Source organism: Chryseobacterium sp. NG-CE01, assembly GCF_055695505.1.
Window position 1 is genome coordinate 2,867,301 of the sequence record NZ_CM146369.1, and the last position, 17,510, is coordinate 2,884,810.

The 17,510-nt window shown below is 38.2% G+C and carries 13 protein-coding genes; 7 read left to right on the top strand and 6 right to left on the bottom strand.

Annotated elements, in window-relative coordinates; genetic code table 11:
• Positions 1–2: 2 nt before the first annotated feature.
• The 3 genes from ACYT6F_RS13335 to ACYT6F_RS13345 all read left to right on the top strand — a co-directional run bounded on the left by ACYT6F_RS13335 (position 3) and on the right by ACYT6F_RS13345 (position 3,470).
• Entirely contained in the window at positions 3–1,844 is a 1,842-nt protein-coding gene (locus ACYT6F_RS13335) for a M56 family metallopeptidase (protein ID WP_472598154.1), read from the top strand.
• 66 nt (positions 1,845–1,910) lie between these two features.
• Complete coding sequence (locus ACYT6F_RS13340) at positions 1,911–2,813, top strand: GLPGLI family protein (RefSeq protein WP_472598155.1); 903 nt, start codon at positions 1,911–1,913, stop codon at positions 2,811–2,813.
• Positions 2,814–2,909: 96 nt separating this feature from the next.
• A complete protein-coding gene (locus tag ACYT6F_RS13345) occupies positions 2,910–3,470 on the top strand; it encodes a sugar O-acetyltransferase (RefSeq protein WP_472598156.1) in 561 nt (186 codons plus the stop codon).
• A gap of 55 nt (positions 3,471–3,525) precedes the next feature.
• Here ACYT6F_RS13345 and fsa read toward each other — a convergent pair whose 3' ends face one another.
• Positions 3,526–4,179 (bottom strand): fructose-6-phosphate aldolase, encoded by a 654-nt coding sequence (gene fsa / locus ACYT6F_RS13350; RefSeq protein WP_169230791.1) that lies wholly within the window; start codon positions 4,177–4,179, stop codon positions 3,526–3,528.
• Positions 4,180–4,606: 427 nt separating this feature from the next.
• The gene (locus ACYT6F_RS13355; RefSeq protein WP_472598157.1) at positions 4,607–5,191 is read right to left on the bottom strand and encodes a tetratricopeptide repeat protein; all 585 of its coding nucleotides are present in this window, start codon (positions 5,189–5,191) and stop codon (positions 4,607–4,609) included.
• Positions 5,192–5,376: 185 nt separating this feature from the next.
• Here ACYT6F_RS13355 and pepE point away from each other — a divergent pair, with 185 nt between their 5' ends.
• The 3 genes from pepE (at position 5,377) to ACYT6F_RS13370 (ending at position 8,751) form a co-directional block, all read left to right on the top strand.
• On the top strand, positions 5,377–6,069 hold the full coding sequence (gene pepE / locus ACYT6F_RS13360; RefSeq protein ID WP_472598158.1) for a dipeptidase PepE: 693 nt from the start codon (positions 5,377–5,379) through the stop codon (positions 6,067–6,069).
• A gap of 141 nt (positions 6,070–6,210) precedes the next feature.
• Positions 6,211–7,581 carry a D-alanyl-D-alanine carboxypeptidase/D-alanyl-D-alanine endopeptidase gene (gene dacB / locus ACYT6F_RS13365; RefSeq protein WP_472598159.1) on the top strand — a complete coding sequence of 457 codons (1,371 nt, stop codon included), beginning with the start codon at positions 6,211–6,213 and terminating at the stop codon, positions 7,579–7,581.
• A 6-nt stretch (positions 7,582–7,587) separates the two neighbouring features.
• Positions 7,588–8,751 carry a sensor histidine kinase gene (locus tag ACYT6F_RS13370; RefSeq protein WP_472598160.1) on the top strand — a complete coding sequence of 388 codons (1,164 nt, stop codon included), beginning with the start codon at positions 7,588–7,590 and terminating at the stop codon, positions 8,749–8,751.
• A gap of 498 nt (positions 8,752–9,249) precedes the next feature.
• On the opposite strand, the gene ACYT6F_RS13375 is transcribed toward ACYT6F_RS13370, so the two are convergent.
• The 4 genes from ACYT6F_RS13375 to ACYT6F_RS13390 all read right to left on the bottom strand — a co-directional run bounded on the left by ACYT6F_RS13375 (position 9,250) and on the right by ACYT6F_RS13390 (position 15,102).
• A complete protein-coding gene (locus tag ACYT6F_RS13375) occupies positions 9,250–11,106 on the bottom strand; it encodes a M61 family metallopeptidase (RefSeq protein WP_472598161.1) in 1,857 nt (618 codons plus the stop codon).
• 118 nt (positions 11,107–11,224) lie between these two features.
• Complete coding sequence (locus ACYT6F_RS13380) at positions 11,225–12,856, bottom strand: M1 family metallopeptidase (RefSeq protein ID WP_472598162.1); 1,632 nt, start codon at positions 12,854–12,856, stop codon at positions 11,225–11,227.
• Positions 12,857–13,247: 391 nt separating this feature from the next.
• Positions 13,248–14,072: a twin-arginine translocase subunit TatC gene (gene tatC, locus ACYT6F_RS13385; RefSeq protein WP_472598163.1), complete on the bottom strand. Its 825-nt coding sequence runs from the start codon at positions 14,070–14,072 to the stop codon at positions 13,248–13,250.
• A gap of 70 nt (positions 14,073–14,142) precedes the next feature.
• On the bottom strand, positions 14,143–15,102 hold the full coding sequence (locus tag ACYT6F_RS13390; RefSeq protein WP_472601122.1) for a KpsF/GutQ family sugar-phosphate isomerase: 960 nt from the start codon (positions 15,100–15,102) through the stop codon (positions 14,143–14,145).
• A 154-nt stretch (positions 15,103–15,256) separates the two neighbouring features.
• Between ACYT6F_RS13390 and recQ the strand changes: the two genes are divergently transcribed.
• Positions 15,257–17,461, top strand: a complete 2,205-nt coding sequence (gene recQ, locus ACYT6F_RS13395; protein ID WP_472598164.1) for a DNA helicase RecQ — start codon at positions 15,257–15,259, stop codon at positions 17,459–17,461.
• Positions 17,462–17,510: the final 49 nt, after the last annotated feature.

A 17,510-nucleotide genomic window follows, 5' to 3' on the forward strand; every position in this document is an offset into this window, starting at 1 on the left:
GTATGGAAACTGTACTTCTCTACTTAGGAAAAGTTATTTTATGTTCCGGTGTAATGTTTTTGTATTATAAATTGTCTTTAAAAGACAAGACATTTCATCACTACAACAGATTTTATCTTTTGTCTGCGATGCTCATATCGCTCTTGCTTCCCCTGATTAAAGTAGAAGACTTTACCATCGAAGTAAGCAGTCATATATATAAATTAATAGACACAGTACAGAATTTTAACACTAAAAACCCAACCCATGATTACCCTTATTTTAGAATTATTTTTTCAGCTTTGGGACTGGTTTCTTGCTATTTTTTAGGAAGATTTATCTATGGTCTCTTCAGAATCCAGAAGCTTAAAAGCCAGTTCCGGAAAGAAAGTTTTGACGGGATCAACTTCTACCAGACCAATCTTACCGAAGCACCGTTTTCCTATTTTAAAAATCTTTTCTGGAAGAATTCCATCACATTGAATTCTGAGGTAGGAAAACAGATTTTGAAGCATGAAATGGTTCACATTGAACAAAAGCACTCGTTTGATAAAATCTTTATTGAAATCATTACTTCTGTTTTTTGGTTCAATCCGTTCTTTCATATCATTAAAAAAGAAATTAGTTTAATTCACGAATATCTGGCTGATAAAAAAGCCGTAAAACAATCGGACACCAAAGCATTTGCGCAGATGCTTTTAGCAAGCCACTTTTCCGGAAACCAGTTGCCCGCCACCAGTCCGTTTTTAAGTTCTAATTTAAAAAAACGATTAAAAATGTTACAAAAACCTAAAACCAAATTCGGGTATGCGCGTAGAATTTTTGCGTTGCCGGTCGTATTTTCAGTAGCTTTTGCTTATCTGGTAAATGCTAAAAACCAGGAGATTAAAGCAACGAATATGGAGATTGAGAAAGTAGTTTCTCAAATAAAACCAGAAAATAAAATCATTATTAAAAAAGATACTATTTCTCCTAAAACATCTGAAAATAAAACTATTATTACACCTAAAGTATACAGAAAAGCAGATGACGACAGGAAAATTGCCGAGCTGAGCAAAAAAATCCAGGAAAGAACCGAAGCCCTGAAAAACTTTAAGCCGGAAAGCAATGAATACAATAAGAATCTTGAAGAAATCGGGAAACTTTCCGGTGAAATCGGAAAAATAGCAAGCTCCAAAGATTTTCTCAATTCTGCAATGGTTATTAAAATAGACGGAAAAGATATGAAGTTTGACGAATATTTTAATTCCAAAGAATTTAAAGACGCAATGAAGGAAGTTAAAGATTTCAAATATGAATTTGAAATGCCGGAAATGGATTTCGAATTTCCGGATGTTCCCGCACCGCCCGATGCACCTAAAGTAAAAGTATATAAGTTTAAAGGAACAGGAGATATGAAATGGACTCCTGAAGCGGATATGGCTTTCAGATCTTCGGAAAACGCCAAAGAATCTGCTGCCAAAGCAAAGAAAAGAGCCAGGCTGGATAAAGAACGTGCGAGACTGGAAGAAAAAAGAGCCAAGCTGGAAGGCGAGAGGGCAAAAATTGAAGCAGAACGAAGAGCATTAGACGGCGGAAGAAGAGCATATATTTACAGCAATACATTTAGAAATTTTCCCGGAGATCGCACGTTCAGGATTAATGCTGATAATATAAAGATAAGCAACAACGGAACGTCAATTATTACTTCAGGATTTAAAAATGCGGAAGGCATTGGTGATATGAAAATTTATATTGACGGGAAAGAATCCACAAAAGAACAAATGCAGGCTCTGAAACCGGAATCTATCAGAAGTATGAACATCAACAAGAGTAATACAGACGGAAAAAGCACCGGGGAAATAAGAATTGAAACCAAAAAATAAAAGTTCCGGACAGCTCCGTTAATAAACTGACAATATTGACGGGGCTTTTTCAAAACACTTTAAACTATGAAAAATATTGTATTTCTTTTTATTTTTTTCTGCATCAGTACCCATGCTCAGATCAACCGGTTTTTTTACGAATATAAATTTATTCCGGACTCCAACAATAAACAGGAAGTAAAAACCGAAATGATGCTGTTGGATATTGACCAGAAAGGCTCAAATTACTACAGCAGAGACAAGTTTGTTGCCGATTCCACATCCATGGCGGAGGTTCAGAAGCAGATAAAAGGCGGCTCCGGGAACATCAATATCAGCAGGAGAGACAATTCCGGACAGGTCGCTTACAAAGTGACAAAGTCCTATCCTGATTTTAAAACCTACCTTTTTACAAGGATCTCCATGGATGAGTATAAGGTAAAAGAAGATAAAAAACCCGAGTGGAAAATCCTTCCCGAGAAACAAAAAATAGGCGAATACAATACACAGAAAGCGACCACAAACTATGGAGGCAGAGAATGGATTGCCTGGTTTACTACCGATATTCCTTTTCAGGATGGACCTTATAAATTTTATGGACTTCCCGGGCTTATCGTCAGGCTTGAAGATACCACAGGTTCACATATGATGACTCTTGTAGGAAACAAAAAAATGGCCGCTCCTGTAGCTTCAGAAGAAATGGATGTTCCGGGAAACGTGAGAATTATGGGATTGGGAGGAAAAGAGCTGGAAATTTCCAGGGATCAGTATAAAAAGCTCTGGAAAGACTATGTGAATGATCCTTCTAAGAACATGCGGGAAATGATGATGCGAAATGGAAGCGACAATACACGGGTAAACTTCAAAGTAAGAACACAGGACGGTAAAGAGATATCAGACCCGAATCAGGTGTTCAGGGAAATGGAAAAAAGAACCAAAGAATCTTTAGCAAAAAACAATAACCCTATCGAACCGGATTTAGTAAAATAAATTATAAATTGTTTTTAAAAGCAGGATGGAATATATTTTTCATCCTGTTTTCTTTTTATTATCTTTATGGTTACACCATTAAATGATCACAAAATCATGACAGAAAAAAAAAAATGTGCGGCCGGACTCTTGTACAATGCCAACTATGATCAGGAACTGATACAGGAAAGAATAACCGCAAAAGATCTCTGCGGAGACTATAACCAGCTTAAAAATTCTAATACCGACGGAAGAACGTCATTATTGAAAAAAATATTGGGAAAAACCGGTCAAAATATCTGTATTGAACCCGCCTTCTGGTGCGACTACGGCTACAATATCGAAGCAGGAGAAAATTTTTATGCCAACCACAACCTCGTTATTCTGGACTGCGCAAAGGTCACTTTCGGGGATAATGTATTTATCGGTCCCAATTGCAGCTTTTATACGGCCAGTCATCCCATTGATGCGAAACAGCGCAACGAAGGACTGGAAACAGCGCACCCGATACAGGTGGGCAACAATGTATGGTTTGGCGGAAATGTAGTGGTGCTTCCCGGGATTTCAATTGGGAATAATTCCGTGATTGGAGCAGGAAGTGTAGTTACCAAAGATATTCCGGATAACGTAGTAGCAGTAGGAAATCCGTGCAAACCTGTAAGGAATATTGAACAGTAAAAATTTCGGCGCGGAAACTTCGTTTCCGCGCCGAAATTTTATATTAAAAAAAAGATTAAGCCAGTTTCTGAGAATCTGCAATAAACTGAGCCAGTCCGTTATCTGTTAAAGGATGCTTTAAAAGACTCAGGATCGGAGGAAGAGGTGAAGTAATCACATCAGCACCAATCTTTGCACAATCGATAATATGCATAGAATGACGGATAGAAGCTGCCAGAATTTCAGTTTCATACATGTAATTATCAAAAATCAATCTGATTTCCTGGATTAAGTTCAGGCCGTCTGTTGAAATATCATCCAGTCTTCCCAGGAAAGGAGAAACATAGCTGGCACCTGCTTTAGCTGCCAAAAGCGCCTGTCCCGGAGAGAAAATTAAAGTACAGTTCGTTCTGATTCCTTTATCTGAAAAATATTTTAATGCCTTAATTCCGTCTTTGATCATTGGGATTTTTACCACAATATTCGGGTGGATGGCTGCTAACTCGTCACCTTCTTTGATCATTTCTTCATAAGTCGTTGAAAGAACTTCCGCAGAAATATCGCCGTCTACGATTTCACAAATTGCTTTATAGTGATTTTTAATCGCTTCAGCACCCTGAATTCCTTCCTTAGCCATTAATGACGGATTGGTGGTAACACCGTCAAGAATTCCAAGATCTTTAGCTTCTTTAATTTGCTCTAAATTAGCAGTGTCAATAAAAAATTTCATGTTTTACAGATTTATGTACTACAAAGATAAACATTCCTTTTTGGAGTGGGAAATTATTAGGTAAGGTTAATCTAATTAAATAAAGATGAAAGATTGAAAGTAAATATTGGTATGAATATAAAACAACTTTATCAATAGAGGCGGACTTTAGTCCGCCCAGCCCTAAAAGTAATATCAAGCGGCTTTAGCCAAAACATACAAATCCGGGCCGAAAGTCTGTTACACCCCTGCATCAGGTCTTCGGGAATACCCGAAAAGCTGTTACACCCCTGCGGTAAAATTTCGGCCGTACCCGAAACCTTGCTACAGCCTGCAGCATACTTTCAATGACTCCCGACTATGCCCTGCAGTAAGCAGCGGACTTTCGGATCATTAAAACAAAAAAAGATCCGGAAGTCCGGATCTTTTTTCAATATAAACTCATTATTTATGAATTCAACGCCTGGCTAAGTTTGATCGCATCCTGATTGGTAGGATCATACTGTAATGATTTTGCAATATGCTCTTTTGCCTTATCGGGATTCGACTGCTGCTCAGAAAATGCTACATAAAAATAGGCATAAGCAAGATTTTTCTTATTTTGCTCTACCTCTTCAGGCTTTACTGTCGCTATATATTTTTCATAAGCTAACTTTGCATTGGCATCATCTTTAGCATTCTGATAAGCATATGCCTGGCTGTAATATGATGGTGCCCAGTCTGGTACCAGAACTGATATTTTTTTCCACGTATCAATGGCATTGGTCCAGTCTGACGCCTCCTGGTAAGCGCCTGCCAGTTTTGACAGAGCTTCGGTATCCTTGGGATTTGCTTCTATCTGTTTTTTTAAAGCTTCGATAGCCGGGTTAGACTGGCTAGCTGTTGTAGCAACGGTTGTAGTTGCTGTAGATGATGTACTAGCTGTACTGTTTGTACTGTCTGTCTGTGTGGTTTGTGCGCTCGCAAAACCAGCGGTTCCTATCATCATGATTCCTAAAAACAGGTTTCTGATATTCATTTTAGTCATTTTCATAATTCTGATATTTTTCAATTGCGTAGAATAAAATTCAATAATAATTCCATAAAAGTTGATATTTTAGAAGCTTTAAGTTTTTTTTGAAAAAATTAACGGCTTTTACAGCTGTTTTATATTAATTTTAGATTCAGCATTCTAAAAACTATCTTTGCCAATACTAATTTTTAAACCAATATATACCGATGAATATCATATTAGCTTCAACATCCACTCTCTTTGGCGGAGAATATCTTGAATATTTAAAAGAAGAATTAATACAGCTGTATGCAGGAATTGATGAAATTATTTTCATCCCATTTGCACGGCCCGGCGGTATCTCATACGATGAATACACGGCAAAAGCGAGTTCTTTTTTTGAAAAAATGGGTGTAAAAGTAAAAGGTCTTCATGAATTTAATGATAAAGCTGAAGCTTTAAACAATGCAAAAGGTTTTTTTACCGGTGGCGGAAATACATTTTTATTGGTTAAAACCCTGCATGAAGAAAATCTGATGTCAGTATTAAAAACTAATGTTGAAAGCGGAAAACCTTATCTGGGATGCAGTGCCGGAAGCAATATTGGCGGACGGAATATGAAAACTACCAATGATATGCCGATCGTTTATCCTCCGAGCTTTGATTGTATGGGATTGGTCCCGTTCAATATCAACCCGCATTATCTGGATCCGAATCCCGAGCTTAAACATAACGGGGAAACAAGAGAAACAAGAATCAAAGAATTTCTCACCCAAAACGACCTTAAAGTAGTAGGGCTTCGCGAAGGAAACTGGATCCGGAGAAAAGGTGATAAAATAACCGTTGAAGGTACTGAACTGACAAGAATTTTCGAAAAAGATAAGGCTCCCTACGAGATCGAACCGGGAACGGAATTGTAATTTATTTTTAATTATATTTGAATGAATAGAATAGCATTTATGCTCATGTTAAATGATATTTAAAGGTAAAATGTGAAGGCATTTATAAGCATGTCATCCTGATCCTGTCGAAGCACCAATAAATTTAAAAACCAAAATGCAATGAGAAAAACATTAGCAGTCCTTACTTTATCCGTGCAGGTTGTTTTTGCACAGGATATATCCCAGAAACTTGATGAAGCCACAAAAAATCTGATGAATTCATCAGGTGCTGTTTCGTCAAACTTATCATTGTATGTTTCCGATGAAAACGGAAATTTTATTTATGAATATCAGGGAAATAAAGGGCTGTCGACCGCTTCCACTCAGAAAATATTTACTGCAGCGGCAGCACTTGAAGTGTTGGGGAAAAATTATACCTATAAGACGACATCAGGATATTCGGGAACTATATCTTCCGGAAATTTAAAAGGAAATTTAATCATCAGCTCCACAGGAGATCCTACACTGGGAAGCTGGCGTTATGATGGGTATAAACCTGAAAATTTTAAGCAGAAACTGATAGAAGCGATAAAGAAAGCAGGAATTAAAAATATTTCCGGTGATCTTATCATTGATGATTCTTATTTTGATCACCAGACGATTCCCGGAGGCTGGCCGTGGGATGACCTGGGAAATTATTACGGTGCGGGAGTCTGGGGAACCAACTGGCGCGAAAATCAGTTTGATATCACTATCAACGGAAATGAATTTAAAAGCTTCTCTTATGATTTGGAAGGCGTCAACTGGCTGAATGATGTGAAAGTAGGAGGGAGCTCAGACCAAAGTCTGATTTTTACAGCACCACATTCAAACGTAGCCCTGATCAACGGAACGCTGCCTTCCAAAACGGTGACTGTTTCCGGTGCTACTCCCAATCCGCCTTTACAGCTTGGTGTTGAAGTAAAAAAGTGGCTGAAAGATTCGGGAATTGATTGCTCGGGAAAAGTAATCACCAGCTCCCAGCTTGAAATTGAAGGAAAAGAGCCTGTTCAAATTCCGAAAAACAATATCATCTTTACTTATGAATCTCCGACACTCGATAAGATCATTTACTGGTTTTTAAGAAAGAGCATCAATCTGTACGGAGAAACACTGGTTAAAACCTTAGCAAAGGAAAAAAAAGGAAATTCGTCTTTTAAAAGCGGAGTTGCGTATTTAAAAGAATTCTGGAAGTCGAAAGGAATTAATCCGAATATGATCAATTTTGCCGACGGAAGCGGGCTGTCTCCACAAAACTATGTATCTGCCAGAGCCGAAGTACAGGCATTGATCTATGCAAAGAAGCAGCCCTGGTTCGAATCCTATTACGATGGCTTCCCAACCCAGGACAACGGAATGAAAATGAAAAGCGGAACCATGAGAGATACTAAATCTTTTGCAGGGTACCATACCTCCAAAGACGGGAAAAAATATGTGTTTTCAATCATCATTAACAATTATCAGGGAAGCGGAAGCACAGAGCTGCAGAAAATCCTGAATGTTTTAAAATAATCTGCTTTGAGAAAATCAATATTTGCCAGGCTTAACAACTGGATCATTTTTGTTCTGATGACCATTGTTGTGCTCACCATTGTGATCGCTTCCACCATTCTCATCAATTTTCTCCGTAAGGAAGAGATTAAAAGGGTTGATATTTTGGTAACCGCACTTAAATTTCAGCAGGAAATTAGTCCTAGTTTAGATTTACAGGAGCTTATTCTTACAATTAATGCTTCTAATAATACAATTCCATTTATTGTAACTGACAAAAATAAAGAGCCAATATTAGAATTAGGTTTCTATCGAAATATTCCTGAAGATATAATAAAAAATCCCAAAGATTTAAGAAGTTTAATGGCAAGTATGGAAAAAAAATATAAACCTATTGAACTCAAGATTGCAAATGGAAATAAACAATTTGTTTATTATGATAATTCAAAATTGTTAAATTATCTTCAGTATTCACCTTATTTGCTGGGCTTATTTCTTTTAAGTTATTTCCTGTTTTCGTTCTGGTTTTTCAGGACCATCAAGAAAACAGATGAAGGTTATCTATGGGCGGGACTTGCCAAAGAAACGGCACACCAGATCGGAACACCTTTATCTTCCATGATCGGATGGATGGAAATCATGAAGCTGGATGATCCCGAATCTGAAGGCATTCATGAAATAGAAAAGGATATTGACCGTTTAAAGACCATTTCAGAAAGATTTTCGAAGATCGGTTCGGTTCCTGAGTTAAATGACAAGGATTTTAATGCTACCATTCAGGAGAATTATGATTATCTGAAAACAAGGATTTCCAGGAAAATTAATTTCGGACTGCATCTGCCGAACTATACGATTTCTGTACCCCACAATAAGATCCTGATGAGCTGGGTGATTGAAAATCTGGTGAAAAATGCTGTTGACGCAATGAAAGGAGAAGGTTCGCTTTCCATTTCGGTAATCGAAAGAAATAAAAATATTATCGTGGAGGTTCAGGATACCGGAAGCGGCATGACAAAACACCAGGCTCTGAATGCCTTCAAACCCGGCTATTCTACCAAGAAACGCGGATGGGGATTAGGCTTGTCACTGGCAAGAAGAGTTGTACAGGAATATCATAATGGTGATATCAGGATTGCCCAGACAGAAGTCGGGAAGGGAACGACTTTTAGGATTACAATTAAAAAAGCATAGCTGTTACTTTTGGTTTTCTTGAAATATTGGAAAGTCAGAGTATTACATATTTTCAAAGCATAACCTGTCATTCTGAGTGAAGCGAGGCGAAATGCAGAATCTTTCCTTTTACATCTTTATACCGTTTGTAGTTTTGGAATTAAATATAAAAGTTTAGATGCTTACAGCATGACAAACTCACGGAATTTCTATCCCGATTCATGATTCCCCTCCTTTGGAGGGGTGGCGAAAATTTTTTCGAAATTTTTGTCGGGGTGGTTTAAAAATGCATAATCTCATATGAATAAGAAAATTCACCATTGACTATTCACCTCTCTTAGCGCCGATTGTAGAGAAAATCCTTTTTGCAGGCTTCGACAGGCTCAGCCTGACAGCAACGGGAAGCAAAAAGATTGCAACGGAAAGCGGGAAAAAGCTCCTAAACATTTTCAGAAATTTACTTCAAAACAAAAGCGGAGAAAAAATTCCCCGCTTTGTTGATCATTAATGTCATTATAATTATTTCTTTCCGGTAAGCCACTGATCCTGAAGTTTCTTTTCTTCGGGTGTCGGGTTTGTCTTAAACTGAAGCGTTTCCATCGTCATCTTATCAAGAACCGCTTTTCCTTTAAGATCGATTTTTTCAGATTTTCCGCCATTGTCCCTAAGAACTGTTACCGTTACATTCTGGCCTTCCTTAATCGTTTTGGAATAATTGATGAAATCCTGAACATTCTGGATATTGATGGTTTTTCCATCCAACGCCACGATTTTATCTGTAATTTTAAATCCTATGCTTTTTGCAAAAGGTGAAAGTGCAGAGCTTTCATCAAACACGAACGTATTTGTTTTTTCGTCATATCCTGTCTGGTTAGGATCTTTGATAAACCAGAAAATCGGCGGTGTTTCCTGCTTCTTAAGCTCTACGCCAACCATATTAAGGTATTGTGCGTAAGGAGTCGGCTGGCTGCCTGCAATATATTTACTATAAAAATCCCGTACCTGCGGATAACCGGTAACAGTTACCAGCTCATCAATCAGCTTGTCATCTTTGAAAGGTTTGTTTTCGCCGAATCGCTGAGACAGCTTTCTGATCATATCGCGATATCCAATTTCACCATTAGAAAGTTTTCTAAGCTCGATATCCAGGCACATTGCCAGAAGCGCACCTTTTTCATATACATTTCTGTACTGGTCTTTATATTCATCCAGAAGAACGTTTTTGCTCATCACCGTAAACGGCATCGTATCATTATAGTTCTTCGAGTTGGTGATTTTTTCATTCATTCTCTGAAGGAATTCATCTCTTGTAATCAGACCTTCCTGAATCTGGAAAAGATTGGCAAAATATTCCGTTCCTCCTTCATACATCCAAAGGTGCTGAGACATTTTCGGATCTGCATAATCGAAATAATGGATTTCTTCTGAATGCGTTTTCAGCGGATTCACGGTATGGAAAAACTCATGCGAAACTACGTCGGTAATGGTTTTGTCGATCGCTTCTTTTGGCATCATTTCAGGAAGCACAACACTGGTAGACTCGTGGTGTTCCAATGCTCCAAATCCTTTGATCTGAGGGCCGTCTCCACCCGAAAGATACAACATGATCGCGTATTTTTTATTGGTATTCATGTCACCCAGGAATTTCTTTTGGGCAACCACCATTTTTTCAAGATTATCTTTAAAATCGGCCGCTTTATATTTTCCGGTAGGCGAGTAAACGCCTAATACAAGGTCCATACCTCCTGCATTAAAGGTGATATAATCCGGCTTGGTGTACATTAACGGAGAGTCGGTAACTTTTGCATAATTGGCCAGCGTAAAAGTATCTGTGGCATCCGATTTATCCTGATCTACCAAAGCGGTTGTTCCGTAGAAATCTGCAGGTTTCTGAATTACCAGCTGATAAGGTACATCCTGCATATTATCAATATAACCTATGAATCCGTGAGTATTGATCAGGTATACTTTTCCCGCTTCAATATCCGTTCCGGATGGCGAGAAAACAGCTTTATGCTTGGACGTATCCATTTCATCATCAAAACTGTCGTTTACCAGATAAGTAACTTTGGAAAGATTCTGAGCATTTTTCAGGGCATAAGTATTGTCATTCACTTTAGAAAATGCAATTTCTTTTCCTTTGTTATCTAAGAATTTAATGCCTTCCACAAATCTTCCGTAATCATCTACGGAATAAGTTCCGGGAACCGTTTTCGGGAAATGAAATTTTACATCTCCTGATTTCATTTTTGGGAACTCCATTGTCACGGCCACTTTATCATCTTTTACATTGACAAGATCAATCGTGGTTTTAATTGACTGGGCATTCACCAGAAACGCAGTTAAAACGCCTAAGCTAAGTGCTATTTTTTTCATTGAGTTTAAAAATTATAGTTAAATAGTTGCTGAAAAATCGATTTTGTTACAAAGGTTCTGTTAAATTTTATATAAAAAAAAGACAAATTCTTTACAGATTTGTCTTTTAGCAGTATTGTTATTGTACCTTTTTATAGTTGATGTAATAATTTTTATCGAATTGTACAGGGCTTCCCTTTTTTAGTTTTACCGTCTGCCACTGTTCGGTAGGGTTTATTATCTGCTCACTATCGATTCTTATAGGCAATGTAAAGTTTTTAACGACATTGGTATATCTGAACTTCAGTTCTTCTCCTTTTTGCTCATATTCAAGAACAGGAACTTTTACAGACCTCAGGTATTGGTTGAAAACACTCGAAAAGTCAATTCCCGATTTTTGTGAAATATAATTTTCAATCTGTTGGGTCGTCACCGTCTGATGGTAAAAATCTTTGTTGATCCCTCTTAAGATCTGCCTGAATTTTTCATCATTGTTGATTACCTGGCGGATGGTATGAAGCATACTTGCTCCTTTAGGATACATATCGCCGCTTCCTTCATTTCTCACCCCGTATTTTCCGATGATCGGGATATCGTTGCTCACTGTATTGTGGATTCCCTGCATGTAAATGTCCGCTGATTTTTTGTCCATGAATTTTTCTGTGAACAGCACTTCGGAATACATGGTAAATCCTTCATGAACCCACATGTCTGCCTGGTCTTTTGCTGTAATATTGTTGGCAAACCACTCATGGCCGCTTTCGTGGATAATAATATAATCCCAGTTCAAGCCAACGCCTGTCCCTGAAAGATCTCTTCCCAGATATCCGTTTGCATATTGGTTTCCGTACGCAACATTACTCTGATGCTCCATACCCAAATACGGTGATTCTACAAGCTTGTAAGAGTCTTCATAAAAAGGATAGGGACCAAACCAGTATTCAAAAGCTGAAAGCATCGGTTTTACCTGCTGAAACTGTTTTTTTGCTTTATCAAGATTGTAGTCGATTACCCAGTAATCAAGATCCAGCTTGCCTTTTTCTCCATTAAAAGTATCTTTAAAATTGACATATTTTCCGATATTGGGAATGATAGAGTAGGCATTGATAGGATTTTTAACTTCCCATGTATAAGCGGTTTTATCACCTTCCGGTTTTTTACTGATGAGCCTTCCGTTTCCGACACCAACCAAATCTTTTGGTGTAATGATTTTCATAATAATCCCGTTTTCGGGTTCATCACTCCAGATATCTTTGGTAGGAAGCCATATTGAAGCTCCGATGCCTTCGTCGGCAACACTCATCCACGGATTTCCGTTTTCGTCTTTGGTAAATACCCATCCACCGTCCCACGGCGCATTTCTCGCAATTCTCGGATTTCCGGAATACGAAACAGTAATGGTGTATTTTTCCCCTTTTTCAAATGTTTTATCAGATTTAATCCAAATAAAATCGCCATCCTGCTTATATTCTGCGACTGGAAAGCTTGCTTCCACTTTATCAGCTCTCATCGGTTGCTGGAGGTCAATCTGAAAAGTAGGGTTCGTAGCATCTTTGATGATCTCAAAGCTGATCGTATTATTTCCTCTGATGCTTTTTGCTGCAAAATCCGGTTCCACGGAAAGGTCGTACTTCTTTACATCCCAGAAATTTCTGAATGCTGTATCTGAACCTTTCAAAGTGTCCTGTTTCGTGAAAGTTTTATCTTTTTCGAAAAACTGGCCGAAAACCAATCCTGATGCAAACAAAAGTGTATATGAAAGTTTTTTCATCTGAATTTAAATTACGAGACTAAAATAAAGAATTAATCAATGCTGACACTCATTACCATGGTAAATCTGTCTAATGAGACGAAAAAAAATAAAGTTTTGTTACATTCTTTGTGGATGCTATTTGGTAATCAATTATTCTGTCTTGAGATTCCCCTCCTTTGGAGGGGTGGCAAAATTCAAGAATTTTTGACGGGGTGGTAAAAAAACATTAATCTAAAAAAGGCTTGTTATCAATATTTTTTAAAGTAATTCTATTCCCGACAAAAACCCTAGCCGTGATTGCAGCGGAAATCCTTTTTGAAAAAAAAAGATTGCAGCGGAAAGCGCAAATAAGCTCCTAAAAAAATCCCGCAGAAAGTATCCGCGGGAATATGTTTTAATGTTCTTGAAATTAATTCTTAACAGACGGCAAATTACCTGCCGCTTTCTGTACCTTTTTGTACGTATAGGCACACATCACAATGCTGAATTCATAGAGCAATAACAATGGCAATGCTGCCATCATCATACTTAAAACATCTGCCGGAGTTATGATCGCTGCCACCACCATAATAAGAACGATCGCGTGGCGACGGTAGGTTTTCATAAAAACCGGCGTTAATATTCCTATTGTTGTAAGGAAATAAATAAGAATCGGAAAAAGGAAAATAACGCCCATTCCGAGAACAACCTGTAAAAATAAAGTTGTATAATCACTTAAATCATACAGCGGAATAATAATGTCTGAAATTTTAAAGATTACTCCGAAATTAACGGCAAAGGGGAGAATAAGGTAATAACCGCATAATACTCCTGTCATAAATAAAATCCATACCGAATTAATAATGAAAATAGAGTTTTTCCTTTCATTGGGATGAAGGGCCGGACTGATAAACCGCCAAAGTTCCCAAACAATGTAAGGAAAAGCCAGAACAACACCGCCAAATATAGATACCGCCATCATGACATTGAACTGCTGGTACAATTTGCTGGCACGAACCGGAAAATCTTTAGGAAGGTGAATGCTGTCTTCACCCAAAATCATTCTTGAAAAGTGATTGACCATTTCAAAGGTGGCAAAATCGTTTCTGGTGGGACCGAAAAAAATATGATCCATGATCCAGTTGATGTTAAATCCGATAATGACTGCCGCAATGATGATGGCAAGAATCGAACGGATGAGGTGACCTCTTAATTCTCCAATATGTCCAAGGAAAGACATGTCTTTTTCACTCACAGGATGCTATTTTTAAGGTTTCAAATGTATGAAAAAAGTTTCGGTATTATATAACGTTAAATCTTTCAACTTAATTAATTCCTTCGTCCAGCAGCTTGTGAAGATCGATGATTCCGAAATACTTTCCGTTTTCCGTCACCACAAGCTGTCCGATATTGTTTTCTTTTAAAATTTTCATGGCTTCTTTGGCCAAAGCTGTTCTTTCAATGGTTTTCGGCTTGGCAGACATGATGTCCTTTGCCAGCACTTGTGAGATATCGTCGCCTTTCAACAGCATTCGTCTTAAATCTCCGTCGGTAATTACTCCGATAATCTCATCGCTATTGGTAACAACAGTAATTCCGTGACGGGAACCGCTGATGGAGATAATAACGTCTTTCACCGTATCCTGTTCCGTAACCTGCGGTTTTTGTGAAGATAGAAAATCGTCCACTTTCGAGATGAGGTTTTTCCCAAGGCTTCCGCCGGGATGAAATTTAGCAAAATCATTGGCTTTAAAATCATTCATCTCCATTAAAGCGATAGCCAGCGCATCTCCCAAAGCCATCTGCAAAGTGGTGGAGCTCGTTGGCGCAAGCTTATTGGGGCAGGCTTCCATATCAACATGGGTATCAAGGATGATTTCGGAAAACTCGGCAAGTTTGCTTGTTTTGTTACCTGTCATCCCGATCAGGGCTGAAGAATAATCTTTAAGATAAGGAACAAGGTTAACAATTTCCGGTGAGTTCCCGGAGTTGGAGATGCATAAGACAACATCCTGTTTCTGGATCACGCCCAAATCTCCGTGTATTGCTTCAGAAGCATGCAGAAACTGGGAAGGTGTTCCTGTTGAATTCAAAGTTGCTACGATTTTATTCCCCACGTGTGCCGATTTTCCGATTCCCACGACAATCAGTTTTCCTTTTGCCGAGTGAATAATTTCTACTGCCCTGGCAAAATCATCATTTAATCGGTCTCGGAGTTTTTCAAGTTCTGAAATTTCTATTTCTAAGGTGCTTTTCGCTATTGAGATAATATCGGCTCTTTCCATTTTACTTACGTGAGGCATATAAAAATCATTTAAAAAAACGTTATCTTTTAAAAGAATTTTATTATAGATATAATTTTTTATAAATTCGTTCGCTTTTATTTTAAGCGAAAAATTCATAACTTTGGATTAGATGCAAATTTAGCAATAAAATTAGATGAGCGCAAAAAAAGCCAATTTATCGGGCGAATTGAAAAAATATTTCGGATTTTCTACTTTTAAAGGGCAGCAGGAGCAGATTATTGACAACCTTCTGAACGGAAAAGATATATTTGTTTTAATGCCTACTGGAGGCGGTAAATCCCTATGTTACCAGCTTCCGGCACTTATTTCCGAAGGTACTGCCATTGTAGTTTCACCTTTGATCGCGTTAATGAAAAATCAGGTGGATGCCGTGAACGGACTTTCATCTGATAACGGAATTGCCCATGTTTTAAATTCATCATTAAACAAAACACAGACCAAGCAGGTTTTTGACGATATAAAAAGCGGAAAAACAAAGCTTCTCTATGTTGCTCCCGAATCTCTTATCAAAGAAGAATATGTGGATTTTCTGAAAGAAGTAAAAATATCATTTTTCGCTATAGACGAGGCCCACTGTATTTCAGAATGGGGACACGATTTCAGACCCGAATACAGGAACCTGAAATTTATTATCGATAAAATTGCCGATGTTCCGGTAATTGCTCTTACTGCAACTGCCACGCCAAAAGTTCAGGATGACATCCAGAAAACACTGGGCATGACAGATGCTTTGGTTTTCAAAGAAAGCTTTAACAGGCCTAATCTTTATTACGAAGTACGTCCGAAAGTAAATGTCGATAAGGAAATCGTAAAATTTATCAATCAGAATAAAGGAAAATCGGGAATAGTTTACTGTCTCAGCAGACGTAAAGTGGAGGAGTTTGCCCAGCTTCTTCAGGTTAACGGAATCAACGCTTTACCTTATCATGCAGGTCTTGATCAGAAAGTGAGGGTGGCCAATCAGGATAAATTTCTGATGGAAGAAGTGGATGTAATCGTCGCGACTATAGCATTCGGGATGGGAATCGATAAGCCGGATGTACGTTTCGTAATTCACTATGATTTCCCTAAATCGCTGGAAAGCTACTATCAGGAAACGGGAAGGGCAGGCCGTGACGGTGGTGAGGGCTATTGTCTGGCATTTTATGATCCTAAAGACATTGAGAAATTAGAAAAATTTCTGGCTCAGAAGCCTGTCTCCGAAAGAGAAATCGGGTTGCAGCTTCTTAATGAAGTGGTAGGCTACGCCGAAACTTCCATGAGCAGAAGACAATATATTTTATACTATTTCGGGGAAAATTTTGATCCTGTAAACGGAGACGGCGCTCAGATGTGTGATAACTCATCGAATCCTCCTAAGCTGAAAGATGCTACGGAAGACCTCAGAAAAGTCCTGCAGCTGATCAAAGATACCGGTGAAAAATTTAAAGCGAAAGATTTAATTTCTATTATTGCCGGGAAAGAAACGGCCGTTACAAAATCGTATAAGCTGGAGCAAAGTTCTTATTTCGGTTTTGGAAAAGAAGAAAAAGACAACCACTGGAAGACAATTTTGCGGCAGGCAACAGTTCAGAATTTTCTGCAGAAAGATATCGAAACCTATGGTGTTTTAAAAATTGCTGAAAAAGGAAAGCTGGTTTTAAGCGGAGCACTGGAGCATTCATTCATTATTGCTGAAGACCGTGAGTTTGACCTTACACAGACTAAAGCCGAGAGCGATCAGGTTCAGATGCAGTCTGCGGGGGGATTAGACCAGAATTTATTCACTCAGCTGAAAGAATTAAGAAAAAAGGTTGCCAAAAAACATGGTATTCCGCCTTACACGGTTTTCATGGATCCGAGTCTGGAAGATATGACGGTGCAGTATCCTATAACGGTTGAAGAAATTACCAAAATATACGGCGTCGGTGAAGGAAAAGCCAAGAAATACGGAAAGGAGTTTGCAGATTTTATCAGCAAATATGTGGAAGATAACAACATCGAACGTACTCAGGATATGGTACTGAAACAGGTGGCTAATAAATCCAGCCATAAAGTTTTTATCATTCAGAGTACCGATAAAAAGATTGATCTTGAAGATATTGCCAGAGCCAAAAACCTTTCGATGGACGAATTGCTGAAAGAAATGGAACGCATCGTCTATCAGGGAACCAAATTGAACATCGATTATTATATTGAAGATAATTTTGATGAAGATATTGTCGATGGTTTTATGGAGTTTATGAACGAGTCTGAAAGTGACAGCATGAAAGTGCTGCTGGATGAATTCGGGGATGAGCTTTCTGATGAGGAAGTAAGAATGTTGAGAATAAAATTCATCAGCGATGTCGCCAACTAAATTGACTTTAAACAATAACGAGATAATAATGAAAGAAATTCTTCCACGG

Excerpts from the sequence above, each read along its gene's own strand:
- ACYT6F_RS13345 (WP_472598156.1), top strand. The coding sequence starts at position 2,910 with ATGACAGAAAAAAAAAAATGTGCGGCCGGACTCTTGTACAATGCCAAC.
- ACYT6F_RS13340 (WP_472598155.1), top strand. The coding sequence starts at position 1,911 with ATGAAAAATATTGTATTTCTTTTTATTTTTTTCTGCATCAGTACCCAT.
- pepE (WP_472598158.1), top strand. The coding sequence starts at position 5,377 with ATGAATATCATATTAGCTTCAACATCCACTCTCTTTGGCGGAGAATAT.
- recQ (WP_472598164.1), top strand. The coding sequence starts at position 15,257 with ATGAGCGCAAAAAAAGCCAATTTATCGGGCGAATTGAAAAAATATTTC.
- dacB (WP_472598159.1), top strand. The coding sequence starts at position 6,211 with ATGAGAAAAACATTAGCAGTCCTTACTTTATCCGTGCAGGTTGTTTTT.
- ACYT6F_RS13335 (WP_472598154.1), top strand. The coding sequence starts at position 3 with ATGGAAACTGTACTTCTCTACTTAGGAAAAGTTATTTTATGTTCCGGT.
- ACYT6F_RS13390 (WP_472601122.1), bottom strand. The coding sequence starts at position 15,102 with ATGGAAAGAGCCGATATTATCTCAATAGCGAAAAGCACCTTAGAAATA.
- ACYT6F_RS13355 (WP_472598157.1), bottom strand. The coding sequence starts at position 5,191 with ATGAAAATGACTAAAATGAATATCAGAAACCTGTTTTTAGGAATCATG.
- ACYT6F_RS13380 (WP_472598162.1), bottom strand. The coding sequence starts at position 12,856 with ATGAAAAAACTTTCATATACACTTTTGTTTGCATCAGGATTGGTTTTC.
- fsa (WP_169230791.1), bottom strand. The coding sequence starts at position 4,179 with ATGAAATTTTTTATTGACACTGCTAATTTAGAGCAAATTAAAGAAGCT.
- ACYT6F_RS13375 (WP_472598161.1), bottom strand. The coding sequence starts at position 11,106 with ATGAAAAAAATAGCACTTAGCTTAGGCGTTTTAACTGCGTTTCTGGTG.